16 protein-coding genes are annotated in these 14622 nt (G+C 52.9%); 7 read left to right on the forward strand and 9 right to left on the reverse strand.

From position 1 onward, the window contains the following. The first annotated feature begins 139 nt into the window (after positions 1–139). Entirely contained in the window at positions 140–538 is a 399-nt protein-coding gene (locus SH248x_RS13265) for a CoA-binding protein (protein ID WP_459554762.1), read from the forward strand. Here SH248x_RS13265 and SH248x_RS13270 read toward each other — a convergent pair. The 3 genes from SH248x_RS13270 to SH248x_RS13280 form a co-directional block, all read right to left on the reverse strand. Then, the gene (locus SH248x_RS13270; RefSeq protein WP_459554763.1) at positions 532–1359 is read right to left on the reverse strand and encodes a hypothetical protein; all 828 of its coding nucleotides are present in this window, start codon (positions 1357–1359) and stop codon (positions 532–534) included. The two genes, SH248x_RS13265 and SH248x_RS13270, sit on opposite strands and share 7 nt — an antisense overlap. A gap of 15 nt (positions 1360–1374) precedes the next feature. Then, positions 1375–2190, reverse strand: coding sequence for a hypothetical protein (locus SH248x_RS13275; RefSeq protein WP_459554764.1), 816 nt, complete (start codon positions 2188–2190; stop codon positions 1375–1377). 174 nt (positions 2191–2364) lie between these two features. Continuing rightward, positions 2365–3231 carry a hypothetical protein gene (locus SH248x_RS13280; protein WP_459554765.1) on the reverse strand — a complete coding sequence of 289 codons (867 nt, stop codon included), beginning with the start codon at positions 3229–3231 and terminating at the stop codon, positions 2365–2367. Between the two features lie 264 nt (positions 3232–3495). On the opposite strand from SH248x_RS13280, the gene SH248x_RS13285 reads away from it, so the two are divergent. Together SH248x_RS13285 and SH248x_RS13290 are read left to right on the forward strand one after the other, a co-directional pair. Beyond that, positions 3496–4485, forward strand: a complete 990-nt coding sequence (locus SH248x_RS13285) for a hypothetical protein (protein ID WP_459554766.1) — start codon at positions 3496–3498, stop codon at positions 4483–4485. A gap of 52 nt (positions 4486–4537) precedes the next feature. Then, complete coding sequence (locus SH248x_RS13290) at positions 4538–5500, forward strand: DUF1559 domain-containing protein (protein WP_459554767.1); 963 nt, start codon at positions 4538–4540, stop codon at positions 5498–5500. Here SH248x_RS13290 and SH248x_RS13295 read toward each other — a convergent pair whose 3' ends face one another. The 4 genes from SH248x_RS13295 to SH248x_RS13310 form a co-directional block, all read right to left on the reverse strand. Next, positions 5501–6382, reverse strand: coding sequence for a transglutaminase family protein (locus SH248x_RS13295; RefSeq protein WP_459554768.1), 882 nt, complete (start codon positions 6380–6382; stop codon positions 5501–5503). A 173-nt stretch (positions 6383–6555) separates the two neighbouring features. Beyond that, positions 6556–7419, reverse strand: coding sequence for a transglutaminase-like domain-containing protein (locus tag SH248x_RS13300; protein WP_459554769.1), 864 nt, complete (start codon positions 7417–7419; stop codon positions 6556–6558). Positions 7420–7746: 327 nt separating this feature from the next. Then, positions 7747–8571, reverse strand: a complete 825-nt coding sequence (locus tag SH248x_RS13305) for a purine-nucleoside phosphorylase (protein WP_459554770.1) — start codon at positions 8569–8571, stop codon at positions 7747–7749. Between the two features lie 229 nt (positions 8572–8800). Next, entirely contained in the window at positions 8801–9160 is a 360-nt protein-coding gene (locus tag SH248x_RS13310; RefSeq protein ID WP_459554771.1) for a hypothetical protein, read from the reverse strand. A 409-nt stretch (positions 9161–9569) separates the two neighbouring features. Here SH248x_RS13310 and SH248x_RS13315 point away from each other — a divergent pair, with 409 nt between their 5' ends. The 3 genes from SH248x_RS13315 to SH248x_RS13325 all read left to right on the forward strand — a co-directional run bounded on the left by SH248x_RS13315 (position 9570) and on the right by SH248x_RS13325 (position 12590). Continuing rightward, the gene (locus SH248x_RS13315) at positions 9570–10007 is read left to right on the forward strand and encodes a hypothetical protein (protein WP_459554772.1); all 438 of its coding nucleotides are present in this window, start codon (positions 9570–9572) and stop codon (positions 10005–10007) included. 309 nt (positions 10008–10316) lie between these two features. Continuing rightward, positions 10317–11837, forward strand: a complete 1521-nt coding sequence (locus tag SH248x_RS13320; RefSeq protein ID WP_459554773.1) for a PLP-dependent aminotransferase family protein — start codon at positions 10317–10319, stop codon at positions 11835–11837. A 132-nt stretch (positions 11838–11969) separates the two neighbouring features. Then, complete coding sequence (locus tag SH248x_RS13325; protein ID WP_459554774.1) at positions 11970–12590, forward strand: antibiotic biosynthesis monooxygenase; 621 nt, start codon at positions 11970–11972, stop codon at positions 12588–12590. Here SH248x_RS13325 and SH248x_RS13330 read toward each other — a convergent pair. After that, complete coding sequence (locus SH248x_RS13330; protein ID WP_459554775.1) at positions 12587–12757, reverse strand: hypothetical protein; 171 nt, start codon at positions 12755–12757, stop codon at positions 12587–12589. The two genes, SH248x_RS13325 and SH248x_RS13330, sit on opposite strands and share 4 nt — an antisense overlap. A gap of 36 nt (positions 12758–12793) precedes the next feature. Between SH248x_RS13330 and SH248x_RS13335 the strand changes: the two genes are divergently transcribed. After that, positions 12794–13387 (forward strand): hypothetical protein, encoded by a 594-nt coding sequence (locus SH248x_RS13335; RefSeq protein WP_459554776.1) that lies wholly within the window; start codon positions 12794–12796, stop codon positions 13385–13387. A gap of 91 nt (positions 13388–13478) precedes the next feature. Here the strand turns inward: SH248x_RS13335 and cysK are convergent, their stop codons facing one another. Then, positions 13479–14432 carry a PLP-dependent cysteine synthase family protein gene (cysK, locus tag SH248x_RS13340; protein WP_459554777.1) on the reverse strand — a complete coding sequence of 318 codons (954 nt, stop codon included), beginning with the start codon at positions 14430–14432 and terminating at the stop codon, positions 13479–13481. Between the last annotated feature and the right edge of the window lie 190 nt (positions 14433–14622).

Below are 14622 nucleotides of genomic sequence, written 5' to 3' on the forward strand. Positions count from 1 at the left end.
TGCCAATTCTTGTCTTCTGAATACGAACTGCTGATACTGGGTGGTACACTGGTCGTTTCGGACCAGTGCATTCTTCGGGAAGTGGAATCCCCGATCAAGTATGAATACCAGCGGCAAGAATTATATCAGGACGCAAGCCATGACAGAACCCTCCGAAAACGCAAAACCGACGGTCGCGATTCTTGGTGCTTCGTCGGATCGCCATAAATTCGGCAACAAATCGGTGCGTGCCCACTTGGCGCAAGGCTATACCGTCTATCCGATTAACCCGAAAGAGACGGAAATTGAGGGCTTGAAAGCCTACAAAACGCTGGCTGACCTGCCGGTCAAATCACTGGACCGGATTTCGGTGTACCTGCCGCCGCCGATTGGGATCAAAATGCTGCCGGACATTCAGGCGGCGAATGCGAAGGAAGTCTGGTTTAATCCAGGCGCGGAGTCAGATGAGCTGGTGAAAGCGGCTTACGAACAGGGGATCGAGCCGATTATTGCGTGCAGTATTGTGGATATTGGGGAGACGCCGGGGAGGTATCAGTGATTCGACGGCGGCTCTTTTTTTGGAAACTCACCAATTAATGCTTTATCCAGCGCACTTTGTAGTTCTGAAAAATGGGGATACCTCTCCCGGGTCGTCTTCACGACCAACTCGGCCTCCTCGTGGCGATCATTGACAGCAAGAATCGCGACGAGCGTGGCGACATCTCTGACTAAGAATCGATTTGCGCTCTTGCTGACGGCTTCCCTATATTCTGAAGCGAAACGATGTCCTTGAACTTGCGGAATATTACCAAGATCTAGAATTGTTTTATGTAACTCGAATTTCCTCTCTAGGTCTTTGACCGGATCTTCGAGATATTGGCTGACTATTTTGTACTCCCCCAATAGGGTCAGTTCCTGACGGGCAATCCCGAAAATCTGGCGAGCTTGCTCCGGAGACTTTTCTTCCACCTCATGAAACACGCGGACCGTTAATACAGGCTCTTTCAGCTTGTCGTTGATGGTTGCCATGATCAGAAATGCTTCGACGACATTGTCGGACGTCGAGACGAGTTCTCTGGACTGATCACGTTTTTCGAGCAGTGCTTTGTGGGCTGGCTCATACACGGTTGCCAGTTTGTGCCATTCGTCAAGCGCATTGACCCGAAGGCCTTTGAGTGAGGGTTGATATTCGAGGGCGTTATCGACTAACCACTGATGCTTGACGAGCGCGAATCGATACCGATGTGCTTTGGCATCTTTTCGGGCTTCCTCAAGAATCTCTTTTGGAACTGGATTCTCCGGCGGCGTCCAGTCTTCTGCCAAACAAGAATATGAATAAGCAAACAACACAAAGATGAAAGCGAAAAATCGTCTATTCATCGGAATGCCACTCCTTTATTCCGTCTCTGTTTCCGGAAACATTCCAACTACCGCATCATCCACTGCTCGATGCAGTTCGGGGAGTTCAAATTTCTCCTTGGCAGTTTTCGCAATCTTCTCGGCCTCTTCATGGCGCTCATTGACTGCAAGAATTGCAACGAGGGTTGCCGTTTGATTGATTAAGTGCTTGTTCGCTCTCTGGGTCATCATTTCAACAAGTTTTTCATTGTTAGCCACGCGCTGCAACTCTGGACGATTCATTGTCTCCAACCGCATCTTGTAGCGCTCAATCGCTTTTTCCAGATCCTGAGTCGGGTTATCAAGGTAGAAACTGACGGTTTTATATTCGCGTTGTCGAGTCAACGCCTCGCGAGCAACGAAAAAGATACGTCTTGCTTGCTCTCGATTTTTCTTCTCAGCCTCCTGAAAAACTTCGACAGTCAATTCATCATTCTTCAATTCATTGTTAATCGACGCCATATCAAGAAATGACTCAACAAAATCTTCTGATGACGTCACACTCTCTCTGGCCTGATCCCGCTTCTCGAGCAGCGCCAAATACGCTGGTTCATAATCCATCGCAAGTTTGTGCCAGTCACTAATAGCAAAAGAGCGACGGACACCCCGCTGAGACGGTCGGTGTTTAATCGCATTTTCAAAGTACCATACATGTTTGGCGAGCGCGATTTCAAATCGACGTGCCTTGGCATCATCACGAGCTTCGTTCAAAATCGCGTGAGGATCTGGATTCTCCGGAGGTGTCCAGACTTGTGCTTCAACAACGCCTGAGATGAAGACCAGAAAAACGATACCGAACAGGATTGATCTCATTACAGGACCTAACTGTCGACTAAATTTGATGGACGAGGTCGTCTCATTCACTGTAGGCTGATGGTGAGTCTTGGAGTCCTAACTAAACGAGATTCGGCACCACATTTGGTGCGGTTCGCGGAGCCTCACCAGCACCCTACGTTTCGAACAAGACATGAACTTGAAGGCTGGCATCTACTCCATACCCCCGCCCATGCGGAAGGCGGTGACGGCGGCGATGCCGATGAAGAGGTAGCTCATTGGGCCGAGGACTTCGAACAGATTCAGGTTCGAGGCGATGTGCATGAACGTCCCATTTTCGACTAGAGCAGTCCCGACGGCCTGTTTACGTGCTTCGTACTCTTCGGCAATCAGCTTTTCTTTTTCCGGCAAGGATTTCACGTTCCATTTGGTTTTTGCTTCTGCATAGATCCCGGCAGGAAACAGTTCTTCGGGCGGGGTATTGGCGAGCTTGTCGTCGGCGATTTGAGGCCAGATCAGTTTGGTGCCAGCCTGCTCTTTTTCTGCGGCGAGTTTATAAGCAAAGACATTGACCATGTCGGCGAAATCTGGAGACTCCACTTTTTGGGGATTGGCGATGATCGTGTTTTGGATGTGTTTGGTCGCCATCAATGCCAGTGAGAAATATTGAGCCAGCAGGACGCAGGTGATTGTGATGACGGCTGATCCCATTCCGGTTTCAAAGCCGGCATGGCTTCCGGCCTGCGATCGCACGCAAATCCCGACGAGTGCACCCACGCCGACTGCGACATAGCCAATTTCGTATCCCGTGAAGTACGCGATTGCCCCCCAGATCACACCGCCGATGATGCCGCCGAAAAAGCCGGAGAGGATCCAGACAATCTTGGAACCCGCTGACATGGACGCGGCTTTGCGCGATTTTGCTTTTCCACGCGTCGGTCTTCTCACCGGGATCGGAGCAGACGTTTCTTCGACGACTTCCTTCTCCTTTTTGCGAGCAGTTCGATTCGCGGAGCTCAATCGAGGAGGAAGCGAGGGTCCAGTTTTTGGCGGAGCTTTGCGAGATCTGGTCTCTTCCATCGACAGTGACCTTTATTGACGTCGAGTAACGGCGAGGCGCTGAATTCAGAAACGCTGCTATTGCACTCCAACACTCTCGAAAATGCAATCACAAAGATTCAGTTCCTGACGGTTTCTGGTCACATCCCTTTGACACTTAAAAACCTGCTAATGCGTATGTGGTTTTGCTGGTCCACAGACTATTTAACAATTCGACTGGCAGAGGCGTTTCGGTGTTCTTATGTTATCGTTGTGGAATTCGTGCGTTTGGAAGGAATGTTGTCCATGAACTTGGCCGCTTGGGTACTGCTGGGATTGATCCTGCTCACGCCTTCTTTGCATGCTCAGGAAAGAGTGGTCGTTGGATTCGCAGTTGCACAGAAAGCGGCTGACGATGACACGGCGGTCGCAGCCGAGAAGGCGTTGCGCGATGATCTGGCGGCTGCGGTGAAGTTTCTGGAGGAGAAGAACTACAGTGAGTTCTTCGTGCGTTACATGCCGGTGGATCAGTTTCGAGTCCTGCGAAATCGGAAGGACTATTATGAACTCCTCAACAAAGCCCCGAAACAGGATATGGACGCCTTCATCAAAGAAGTGGCGATCTTCAAGGATGCGAAGGTCAAGTTTGGGCCGAATAATTTGACAGCAACATTGACGGTGGAGTTAACAGCGGAAGAGGTTAAGCCGATTACGTTGAAGGCCTTTCCGGCGTTGAAGGATTCATCCATTGGTTATGGAAACGATCTGAAGGCTGCGATTGGGAAAGCGATCGCTGACCTTCAGCCACTTGAAACTGAACCTGCCAAAGCGAAAGATGCGGTTCGATTCGGGAAGTCGTTTCTACCACTTTCCGAGGTCGCGTATTGGGAAGGCGTGGGCTGGGATCGCTACGAAAAATCCAGAAACACGCAAGTTCCGATCCGCGTCGCTGTCCCGACAAATAAGACGATCACCAATCTCCAGATGGTCTGGAAAATCCCTGTTGCTGATCTCGAACAGATCTTAAAGCTGGAACCCAAACTGGAAGACGATGGCAAGAAAGCCATCTTCACGATTCCCAATCCCAAGCTCCCGTTTCCTGAGCCTGAACGTAAACGGGAAATCGTGCTCGAACTCGTCGAAGGAAACTGGCGCCTGGCAGATTCTGCTAAACCGATGAGAGCCGCGATTCAAGAACAGATGAAGAACCAACCTGGCGTGAGCAGCAACACAAAAACGCTTCCCATGGAGAAGATGGGAACGACTTGGCGATTCACTCCTCAATCGTTTCGATAGCCTTTTTTTGCTGCATTCCGTTCGTTTCAAGTCCTGCATTTCTGGAGTGATCATGAATCATCTTCCAATACGTTCTGCCTTTCAGCGTCTGGAACTGCTGGTTGTTGTCTTCGTCGCGGTCGTCCTGACAAGCATTGCCTTGCCCGCCATGCAGAATGCACGTCAACAGGCCGCCCGGTCATCCTGTGTCAACAATATGAAAATGATCGGCATCGCACTCCACAACTATCACGATACATACAACACATTTCCGCCTGGTTGGATCACGAAAACAGACCTTCCCAATTCCGACGGAGGATTCGGCTGGATGACGATGATTCTCCCCTTCGTCGAGCAACCTGCGCTCTACGATAATTTGGACACTCCGATGGGTCAGTGCGTGTTACCAATCCTGGACGCCAAAAAAGCCTACGAGGATCACTCTGTTGAAAAGTTGGTTCAATTAGGCATTCCGACGTTTCAATGCCCATTCGATCGAACATCGGAGATCAATACGATGCGAGGAAGCTACGGCGTCTCCAATTATTCAGGCAGCTATGGCTCTTCCCCCGTCTCGCTGTTGGCTCCTTCGGATGAAGCCGTGAACTGGGCCGGTGCCATTCAAGTCGAACAAAAAATCCCCAATGGGCTGTTTTTCTGGTGCAGCAAAGTCCGCTTCGCCGACATTACCGATGGCACCAGCAACACCTTCATGGTCGGCGAGCGTGGTGTGCAGAACGGGGCGGGGATCTGGCCGGGCGTGCGCTCCAATGCACAGGCAAACGATGCTGTAACAGACTGTGCTTACAACAATGAGTACAACACAACGCTTGCCAGCTTCTCCAGCCAGCATCCGGGGGGTATGAATGTTCTTTTCGCCGATGGTGCCGTTCGATTCATGAAAGAAGACATTGAATCGAAGCCCGATACCGTCAATGGTCAGCTATGGGTTGCCCAGGGGGTCTATCAGAAGCTGGCGAATCGAAGAGATGGTCAAGTCAGTGATACGGAAACATCTTTCGACCGGCCTCAGTGATCATTCACTGTAGGACATTTCTTCCGGTGTCGATTCGATGCGGACGTTGGCGCTCATCTGGACGAAGTCGATCGAGGTGCCGTGGAAGCTGCCTGAGACGGGCATGACGCCGCGGGGGTGGTCGCTGACGCCGACGACGATGTGCTTGATGGACGTCGGTTCGCCGATAGTGGGGTCGAAGCCTCGCCAGCCGAATTTGGGGAGGTAAAATTCGATCCAGGCGTGCATCGACGCCCTGCCCGCTTCGGAGGCCTGGCAGGTCAGGTAGCCACTGACGAATCTGGCTGCAAAGCCGAGTTCGCGCAGGGCATCGAGCATCAGGGTGGCCATGTCGCGACAAGAGCCCGATTTCAGTTCCAATGTTTGAGACGGCGTTTGGACGCCCTTCTCCATGCGACGGTTGTACTTGATGTCTTGATGGATGATCTTGCCGAGTTGGTAGCCGATGCTTAGGGCGTCGACGTGATCGCGGTCGGGGAAATGCCCGTCCAGCCATGCTTTGATCGCGGGCGCGTCGTCTGGATAGGTCCGCTTCCGGTAGGCGTTCGAGATATTCTGCTCGAGAGGGTCGTATTCGAAGGGGTAAACAATCTGCCAGGGAGGGTTCTGGTCTTCAGGGTGAGTCGATTGATGGCGGGTTAAAGTCAGGTCACTGTCGATGACCAGTTCTTCGGAAGCCTTCAAGAAATTGACGTGGGCGATTGAATTTCCAAACACATCCCTCATCCAGACGATCTGGTGTTCGGGGAAGATATGGAGCTTCATCTTTTCGACGTGCAGGTCGTAGCCTTCACGAGGACGCAGGACGAGACGGTGTTCGCCGAACTCGACTGGGCGGTTGTATTCATACACCGTTTTATGGTGAACTCGAAGGCGGGGCATAGTAGGAACCAAAGCTGAACGCATTTCGACGCAGATTTAGACTCTGCGTTCTCATCCAATGGTATGGCCGATGAGCAGCGAAAGCGAGACGGATCGCCGAATCGGGGTGCCCTGATCGACTTCCGTCTCGCATTTTTATCTGCTGACAACTTTACATAGTTGCGTCAGTTGCCCTAATTCTTTTTGCTCGCTGGTTCCAGGCAGACAGCCTGCTGTTCGAGTTGCTCATGGGAAAACGGCTGGTAGCCGTCCTCAGCCGGGACACAATTGACCGACATCGACGTGCAGTTAATGCGTCCGAAGACGCTTGCGACGGCGGTATCGGCGGCGTCTCGTCCTGTTGCGATGCGGACCAGTCCATTGAGGTGCGACAGGCGTGTCGGGTCGAAGATCAACCAGCGTCCGCCGAGGTAGGCTTCGAAGCAGGCATGGAAGTCGGGCGGGTTGAGTTCGTGCGCGTAACCAGTGAAGTAACGAGCCGGGATGCTCATCGCGCGGCAGAGGGCGATTCCCAGGTGCGCGAAGTCACGACAGACACCCGTCCGCTGCGTCACTGTATCGAAAGCCGAGGTGGCGGAGTCGGTTGTTCCGGGCAGATATTCGATGTTCTCGTAGATCCACGAGGCGATCGCGACAACGATTTCGTACTGCGTATCGTGCTTACCGAAGTAATCGACAGCGAAACGTCCGAGTCGGTCCGACTGGCAATAACGGCTGGGAAACAGGTAAGGGACGATGTCGCCGGCGAGTTTGCCGATTTGAGTCGATTTGATTTTCTCGACGGGGATGAGTTCGATCTGTTGTTCGACAACAGCCTCGTATTTCAGTGTCAGCGTTTGTGCTTTACCGGTTTCGACGCGGATAAAGCGGCTGCCACTGAAGTCAGAAGTCATTTCGTCGAATTTGACATCGGGGCTGATCGAGAGATTTTCAGACACAATGATTTGCGAATGGGTATCCGCAGCACACACGCTGAAGATAATCGTTGAGGGAAACTTCACTTCGTAGTCAAGCTGTGAGGTCAATTGGAATTTCATGCGGTCTCCGAAGGATGTGAAAGGGCACCTTGCCGATCAGCATAGATGGCAAGTCCTATACCGCGTTTGAGAATCCGATTTGCTGCACGCTGATCGATCAAAAATTGATCATAGCAGAAAAAAATGCTGTTTGTGCGAGCAATACAAGCTGAGGTGGACACTTAGCGAACGACAGCGAAAAGCGGCTCAAGGTGCTGACTGTACGATTTCGTAGGGTCCGCTGTGCGGACCGTATTCGCGTTAGTGCCTACCGCCCGCAAGATTCGCAGCGGTGGCCTGACTTTGTTTTCGCAACTGGGAGTCCATTGGCGGTCCGCACAGCGGACCCTACGTCATCTTTTCGATGACTTTGGGGAGCAGACGGGCGAGGCGTTCGCCTCCACGGGCGGCAACTTCCAGGATCTTGGGGAGTTCGACAGGTTCGAGGTGATCGGGCAGGCACATGTCGGTCACGATCGAGCAGCCCAGGACTTTCAGGCCGGCATGGGCGGCGACGAGGACTTCTGGCACGGTCGACATGCCGACGCAGTCTGCGCCGATCTGCTTGAGCATGCGGTACTCGGCACGCGTTTCCAGGTTCGGACCAGAAACAGCAACGAAGACGCCTTGTTGAGTTGGAATTCCCAGTTCCAGAGCAGCGGCTCGGGCGATCTGGATGAGTTCCTTCGAGTAAGGCTGGCACATATCAGGGAAGCGTGGTCCGAGGCGGTCATCATTGATGCCACGCAGCGGGTTATCGGGCATCAGGTTGATGTGGTCTTCGATGACCATGATGTCGGCCAGCGAGTACTGGGGATTCATCCCACCGGCGGCGTTGGTGACAATGAGGGTATGACAGCCGAGGGCTTTCATGACGCGAACCGGGAAGGTGACCTGGGCGAGGGAATAGCCTTCGTAAAAATGAAAGCGGCCTTCCATGGCGACGATGGATTTGCCAGCGAGTTTCCCGCAGACGAGTTGCCCCTTATGGGATTCGACGGTCGATTTGGGGAACCAGGGAATCTCGCTGTACGGAATGACGGCTTCCTGTTCGATCTGGCTGGCGAGTCCGCCCAGGCCTGTGCCGAGGATCAATCCGATGCTGGGGCTGCCTGACCAGACTTTGCTGATGGCGGCGGCGGCTTCCTGAATTTGCTCGAACTGACCGGTCATGGAGATTCCCTCGGATAGAAATTGGAAATTGGGAATTAGAAATTAGCCAGAACAGGAACAGAAAGCATCAACCCGGCGAAGCGGATCGGCCAATTTCTAATTTCCAATTCCTAATTTCTATCCCCCACTCGGCAAAAAAAATGCCCCAGGTGAATGACACCGGGGCGCAGATAGCCGTCAATTTTGCGATCAGCCTTGCAGGACGAAAATGCCTGCGCGGCGTTCTGTCTTAGTATTCTTCGTCTTCTTCGACGAACTCGTCGAAATCATCGGCATCATCATCGTCATCGAGATCATCGTCGTCGAATTCTTCTTCATCATCGAATTCTTCTTCGTCGAGGTCTTCGTCATCGAAGTCCTCGTCATCGAATTCTTCGTCGTCGAACTCTTCGTCTTCGAATTCTTCTTCGTCGTCTTCAACTTCTTCTTCAATTTCTTCTTCGTCTTCGAGGACGATTTCGTGGTCGTCTTCCAGAACGATGTCGTTTTTCGTGCGGCTCATCAGAAGAATGACCTCATCTTCGAGTTTCATTGACTCGAGGCCTTCCGAAAGACTCTTCTGCTCTGGTTTGACGATTGCCATAATCATGTGATGCTTTTCCCTTATCAAAAGTCTTTCAGTCGCTGCACAATCAAACGTTTCCGAAACACTCTCTCTTGTCGCAACTGACCTCATCACAATGAGGTTCTTCCACCAACTTATTCATCTGCCTGATTTTCGACAAGTCAAAAACCAAGTCCCCTCAGAAAAGATTTCCGACTCTGAGTTCGGATGCTGACACCAGTCTGTCCGGGCGGTTTTTCAGGCCGACAAACCGTCTGTCCACCGGGTTCTGCGCAATCAGTATTACAGTCCGGAATCTTTGTCAAGCGGGTTTCGGCGTTTCACGGTCGGTTCCTGCAGACGCATGCATGGGTGGCGATTTATCGGCACATTTGGATGATCGGTCCGGATTCGTATTCGAGTTGATGTTCATCTACTCAAAGTCCCGTTGTTGATGTATAGAATTGCTCGCGTCCTTGCGGTGTTTTCGACCGGAAGCCTCCCGAATCTCCCCAGATATCGACACTTTATGACCTCCGCTGCGTGTCCAAATTACGGTATTACTCTCGATGGAACCCGGTTTTGGGTCATTCATCAGAAGCAGCAGTATGGACCGTTCGATTATCAGTTTTCACCTGATTTTAATGGCATCGAAATGCATTATCAGGACGAGAAGTTCGGAGAATGCTGCAGCGATGAAGAACTGCACGCAGATCTTTCGGGTTCGGGATTGCCGCTGAAGGTCGCTGAAGTCGCGACCACGATCCTGGGAACCGTGATTCACTCAATTTTCACCGCCCGCGATTCGCAGTGTCGGATGGACGAAATTCTGGCCCAACTTCATAAACACCAACTGTCGCGTTATGCGGAGGGGCTGCGTCTGCTCTCCTGAGAAGGTAACGCCGGATTTCATCCCGGGCTGACAGTTAACGGCCCTTCAGGCCTGAGAAGACGATGTGAAAATCAACCTCGAGTCGTCCTCCATCTGTACAACGCGGGACAGCGGCTCGGACGGAGCCTCGCCCTCCCGGTGAATGCGTTCTGGACCGTGTCGCACGCATGCGAAGAAACGCATGACTTCAAACCACTCCTGAGCCTTCCATCCGTTGTTCGTGCCACTATGATGGATCTGGCAGGGCATGCCTGCTGTCGATTTCTCTGCCTTTTCCAGACGTCACCTTCTCGACAGATCCGGACCTCCTTGATCCCTCCACATCTGCGATCGCTTTTTGAATCCTGCCCGGCTGCCCATGACGCGGTCCCCTGCCCGACGCGCGCTTCGTCTGCGAAATCGCCCGCCGAGTTTCTCCAGGGTCAACTCCCCCTGCTGACGGACACGCCGACTACTGCAGAGCAGTATTTTTCGCGACTTGAAGATCGCATTCTGCCGGGCATCGTCAATATCCGCTCGCCCCGATTCATTGGTCACATGACCAGCCCACTGCCGCTGGTTTATGAGCGGCTCAATGACTATCTGGTGACCTGGAATCAGAATCTCGTCAAACTCGAGACATCCGGTTTCCTGACGACGCTGGAAATGCAACTGCTCGCGGAGCTTCACCAGCTGTTTTTTAACTCGCCAGAAGAGTTTTACACTCAATTTGCTCTCGATGCGGAGTCCTCGCTGGGGATTGTGACGACGGGTGGGACACTCGCGAACATCACGGCGTTATGGGTGGCTCGCAACCGAGCGCTCGCGCTCGAAGAGGATCCGTTCTACCTCGAACAACAGGGACTCAACGCGGGATTAAAGACGCATGACTTCGAAGGGGCTGTCGTCATCGGCTCGGAGTTGATGCATTATTCGTTCGATAAAGCGGCCGACTTGATGGGGCTGGGGGTTCGCAATCTGGTGAAAGTGCCGACAGATGCCTCTCACCAGATGAAGATCAACGCCCTTAAGGATGCCATTCGTAACTGCCATCGACGGCATTTGAAAATCCTGGCGATCGTCGGGATTGCGGGGACGACTGATTCCGGGGTGATCGATCCTCTCGATGAGATCGCAGACATCGCTCAAGAAGAGGGGATCTGGTTCCATGTCGATGCGGCCTGGGGTGGGCCGTATGTCTTTTCCGACAAGACAAAACCTTTGCTCAAAGGGATCGAGCGAGCCGACAGTATTACGATTGATGGCCACAAGCAGCTTTACACGCCGCTGGGCATCGGCTGCCTGCTCTTCAAAGATCCTCATGCTTCGCTGGTGATTCAGAAGAACGCGCCTTACATCCTGCGTGAAGGGGCTCCCGATCTCGGCAAGCGATCTCTCGAAGGTTCACGCCCGGCCAGTTCGCTTTATATCCACGCCGCGTTTCAGATGATCGGACGCGATGGCTATCGATCGCTGCTCGAACATGGGCTGGAGAATACGCAGGCGTTTGCCAAGTTGATCAACGAGCATGCCGCGTTTGAACTGCTGCTCGAACCGGTGACGAATATTTTGCTGTACCGGTTCATTCCGAACGATCTTCGAGACGCGGTGAAAGAGGCTCGTCTGACGAATGACGAACAAACTCGTATCAGCGAGATCAACGTCGCGTTGCAGAACAAACTGCGCGAGACAGGGGATGCCTTCGTCTCACGGACGATCCTCTCCGCGACGCCTAAGTATGGTCGCAAGCATTTGACCTCGCTGCGAGCGATTCTGGCGAATCCTCTGACGGAAGTGAGCGACCTCGCCAGCGTTTTATCGACGCAGGAAAAGCTCGGCGATCAACTGTAGGGTCCGCTGTGCGGACCGTTAATTCGCACCAACAACAACAACACCAGCTAGTCCTTTAAAACAACTCACCAACCTTCGGGATTGAATGCCGATTGACGGTCCGCACAGCGGACCCTACAAAAGCAGATTCGAATGACCGATTCTTCTACAAAACCTGATACTCCCCCGCCCTGCCCGACCACGGCTCCTAAACCGGCGATTCACGTGGCGGTGACGCAGCGTGTCAAGCCGGGTAAGGAGAAAGAGTTTGATGCGATCTTGCGTCAATACGTGCGTGAGTCGATGCACTTTGATGGCATGACCGGCGTCCACCTCATTCTGCCGACAGCTGATACCCGCGACTGTGAATACGGCATTCTCCGCTCCTTCGAGACTGAAGAGGCGATGGCGCGTTATTACGAGTCGGAGCTGTTCGCGAAGTATGAACTCGATGTTGAGCCGCTTGTGAATGGACCGTCCGTCCGACGCGAACTTCACGGCCTGGAAGCATTCTTTCGCATTCCGTCGGTTTCGCCTCCGCCTAAATGGAAGATGGCGGTTGCGACCTACATCGGCGTGGTCCCGACAGTTTATTTCTGGTCGAGCGTGCTGGGTCCGCACGTCTCGGGCTGGCATCGTCTGTTAGCGACGGCGTTCGTCAACGCGTTTGTGACTTACACGCTGGCGTATCTCGTCATGCCGCGAGTCACGTCGATGTTGAGACACTGGCTGCATTCCAAGCAGACGGCGACGACGCTGATTTCGAAGACTTAGCGAACAATTCCAGGAGGTTCGTCGTGTTTGAAGTTGTTCATCAAGCGTTCCTTTTTGGTGACTTTCAAATCACCAAAGCCATCAGCGGTCGCAGCGAGTATGAGCATACCTTCGGCGGTCCGCCAGATCGCAAAGGAGCATTTCGCGAGGACTGTGGCGGTATCCATCTTCATCTGCTCCATCGTTTCGACCTGACCGACCCGTTGATCCCCGTTTCGATCCCAGGGCTTCGCTGGCTGCCACTCTATTACTGCTTCGATTTCCGCGTCAACGAATTCGGCTACCGTCTTGTTTCCGACAAAAAGATGGTCACCTATTTCTTTAAAGAAGAAAATGTCAGCAAAAAAGAATCGTGGCCAGACGACGATTATCCGATGGAGTTCCCACACTCAAAGATCAAGCTGACCAAGTACAAATACGACCCTGCGAAACTGAGCGATGCCTACTCTTGGAGCGGAATTTTTGGCATCTCGAAGCTTTCTGAACGAAATCAGGCAAAAGCACGACAGCTGCTGACACAAAACCTCAGCGATTTTAATTCTCCAGTACCTGAAACAGAGCAGGAACTCGATCTCCTATTCAGTAGACCATATGCACAAGATCGACCGATCGCTCTTTGCCCCAACCCAAAATGTTCCAACAGAAAGAAGGAACATTCGCTTGTTTCACTAGCCATCATGAGAGGTGTCCCTGTCAAGGGAGTTCACATCTTTGGCGAATATGGTGACTTTGTGCAGCTGATCTTCATGATCTGTCCGAAATGCCACACCATTCGAGTCTCAAACCAGTGTGACTAGTAACAACGTGATGCATGGTCCCGTCAAAAGAAAAGGCGAATCCCGCTAAACAGGATTCGCCTTTATCAACGATCAATTCACCAATAGATAATTACGCTGCCTGCTGGTTATCGTCGTGGCGTGTGTACTCGAACATGGGAGTTGAGAGGTAACGCTCGCCGCTGTCTGGGAGGATGACGACGATTGTCTTGCCTTCGGCTTCCGGGCGGGCGGCGATCTTCAGGGCGGCGGCCATGGCGGCTCCGCAGCTGATGCCGCAGGTGATGCCTTCCAGTTTGGCGACTTTCGGAGCCATCTCGAAGGCTTCGTCGTCGGTGACCTGGATGACTTCGTCGATCAGGGACATATCGAGAATGTCCGGCACGAACCCGGCGCCGATCCCCTGGATCTTGTGCTTACCAGGCTGGCCGCCGGAGAGAACCGGGCTGCCAGTTGGTTCGACAGCGACGACTTTGACTTTCAGGCCCTTTTCCTTCTTCAGATAACGGGAGACGCCGGTGATCGTTCCGCCGGTGCCGACACCTGCGACGAAGTAATCGATCTTGCCTTCGGTATCGTTGAAGATTTCGGGACCGGTGGTTTTGACGTGGATCGCGGGGTTCGATGGGTTCTTGAACTGCTGAGGCATGTAGTAGTTCGGGTCTTTAGCGTATTCTTCTGCGGTGCGGATCGCTCCTTTCATCCCTTCTGCTCCGGGAGTGAGGATGATCTTGGCGCCGAAGGATCGCAGCATCTGTCGTCGCTCGATTGACATCGTATCCGGCATGCAGAGCGTGAGTGGATAACCGCGGGCGGCACAGACGAAGGCGAGGGCGATCCCGGTGTTGCCGCTGGTGGGCTCGATGACCTGCATGCCGGGCTTGAGCTTGCCTTCCTTCTCAGCGTCCCAGATCATGGCGGCGCCGATGCGGCATTTGACAGAATAGGCTGGATTTCGGCCTTCGATCTTGGCCAGGACAGTGGCTTTCAGGCCTTCGGTCAGCCGATTGATTTTGACCAGCGGTGTACGTCCGATCGACTCGGAATTGTCTTTATAAATAGGCATGCTCACTCCTTCTATTGATGCGCGTTTTTTTCGAGCCGCACGCGTTGTTTCCTGACGGCACACTGTCATTATGGCGCGGAGGGTCGAACGTGACAATCTCACTTGTCAGACCAAAGTGACGCAATTCATTTCCCCGTCAGGATTCATGGCGAGCGGGGCAGCGCCCATGAGATCTCATGAGCGCTAGCGT

The organism is Lacunimicrobium album, assembly GCF_052161635.1.
In the GTDB taxonomy this organism is placed as follows: domain Bacteria; phylum Planctomycetota; class Planctomycetia; order Planctomycetales; family Planctomycetaceae; genus SXPC01.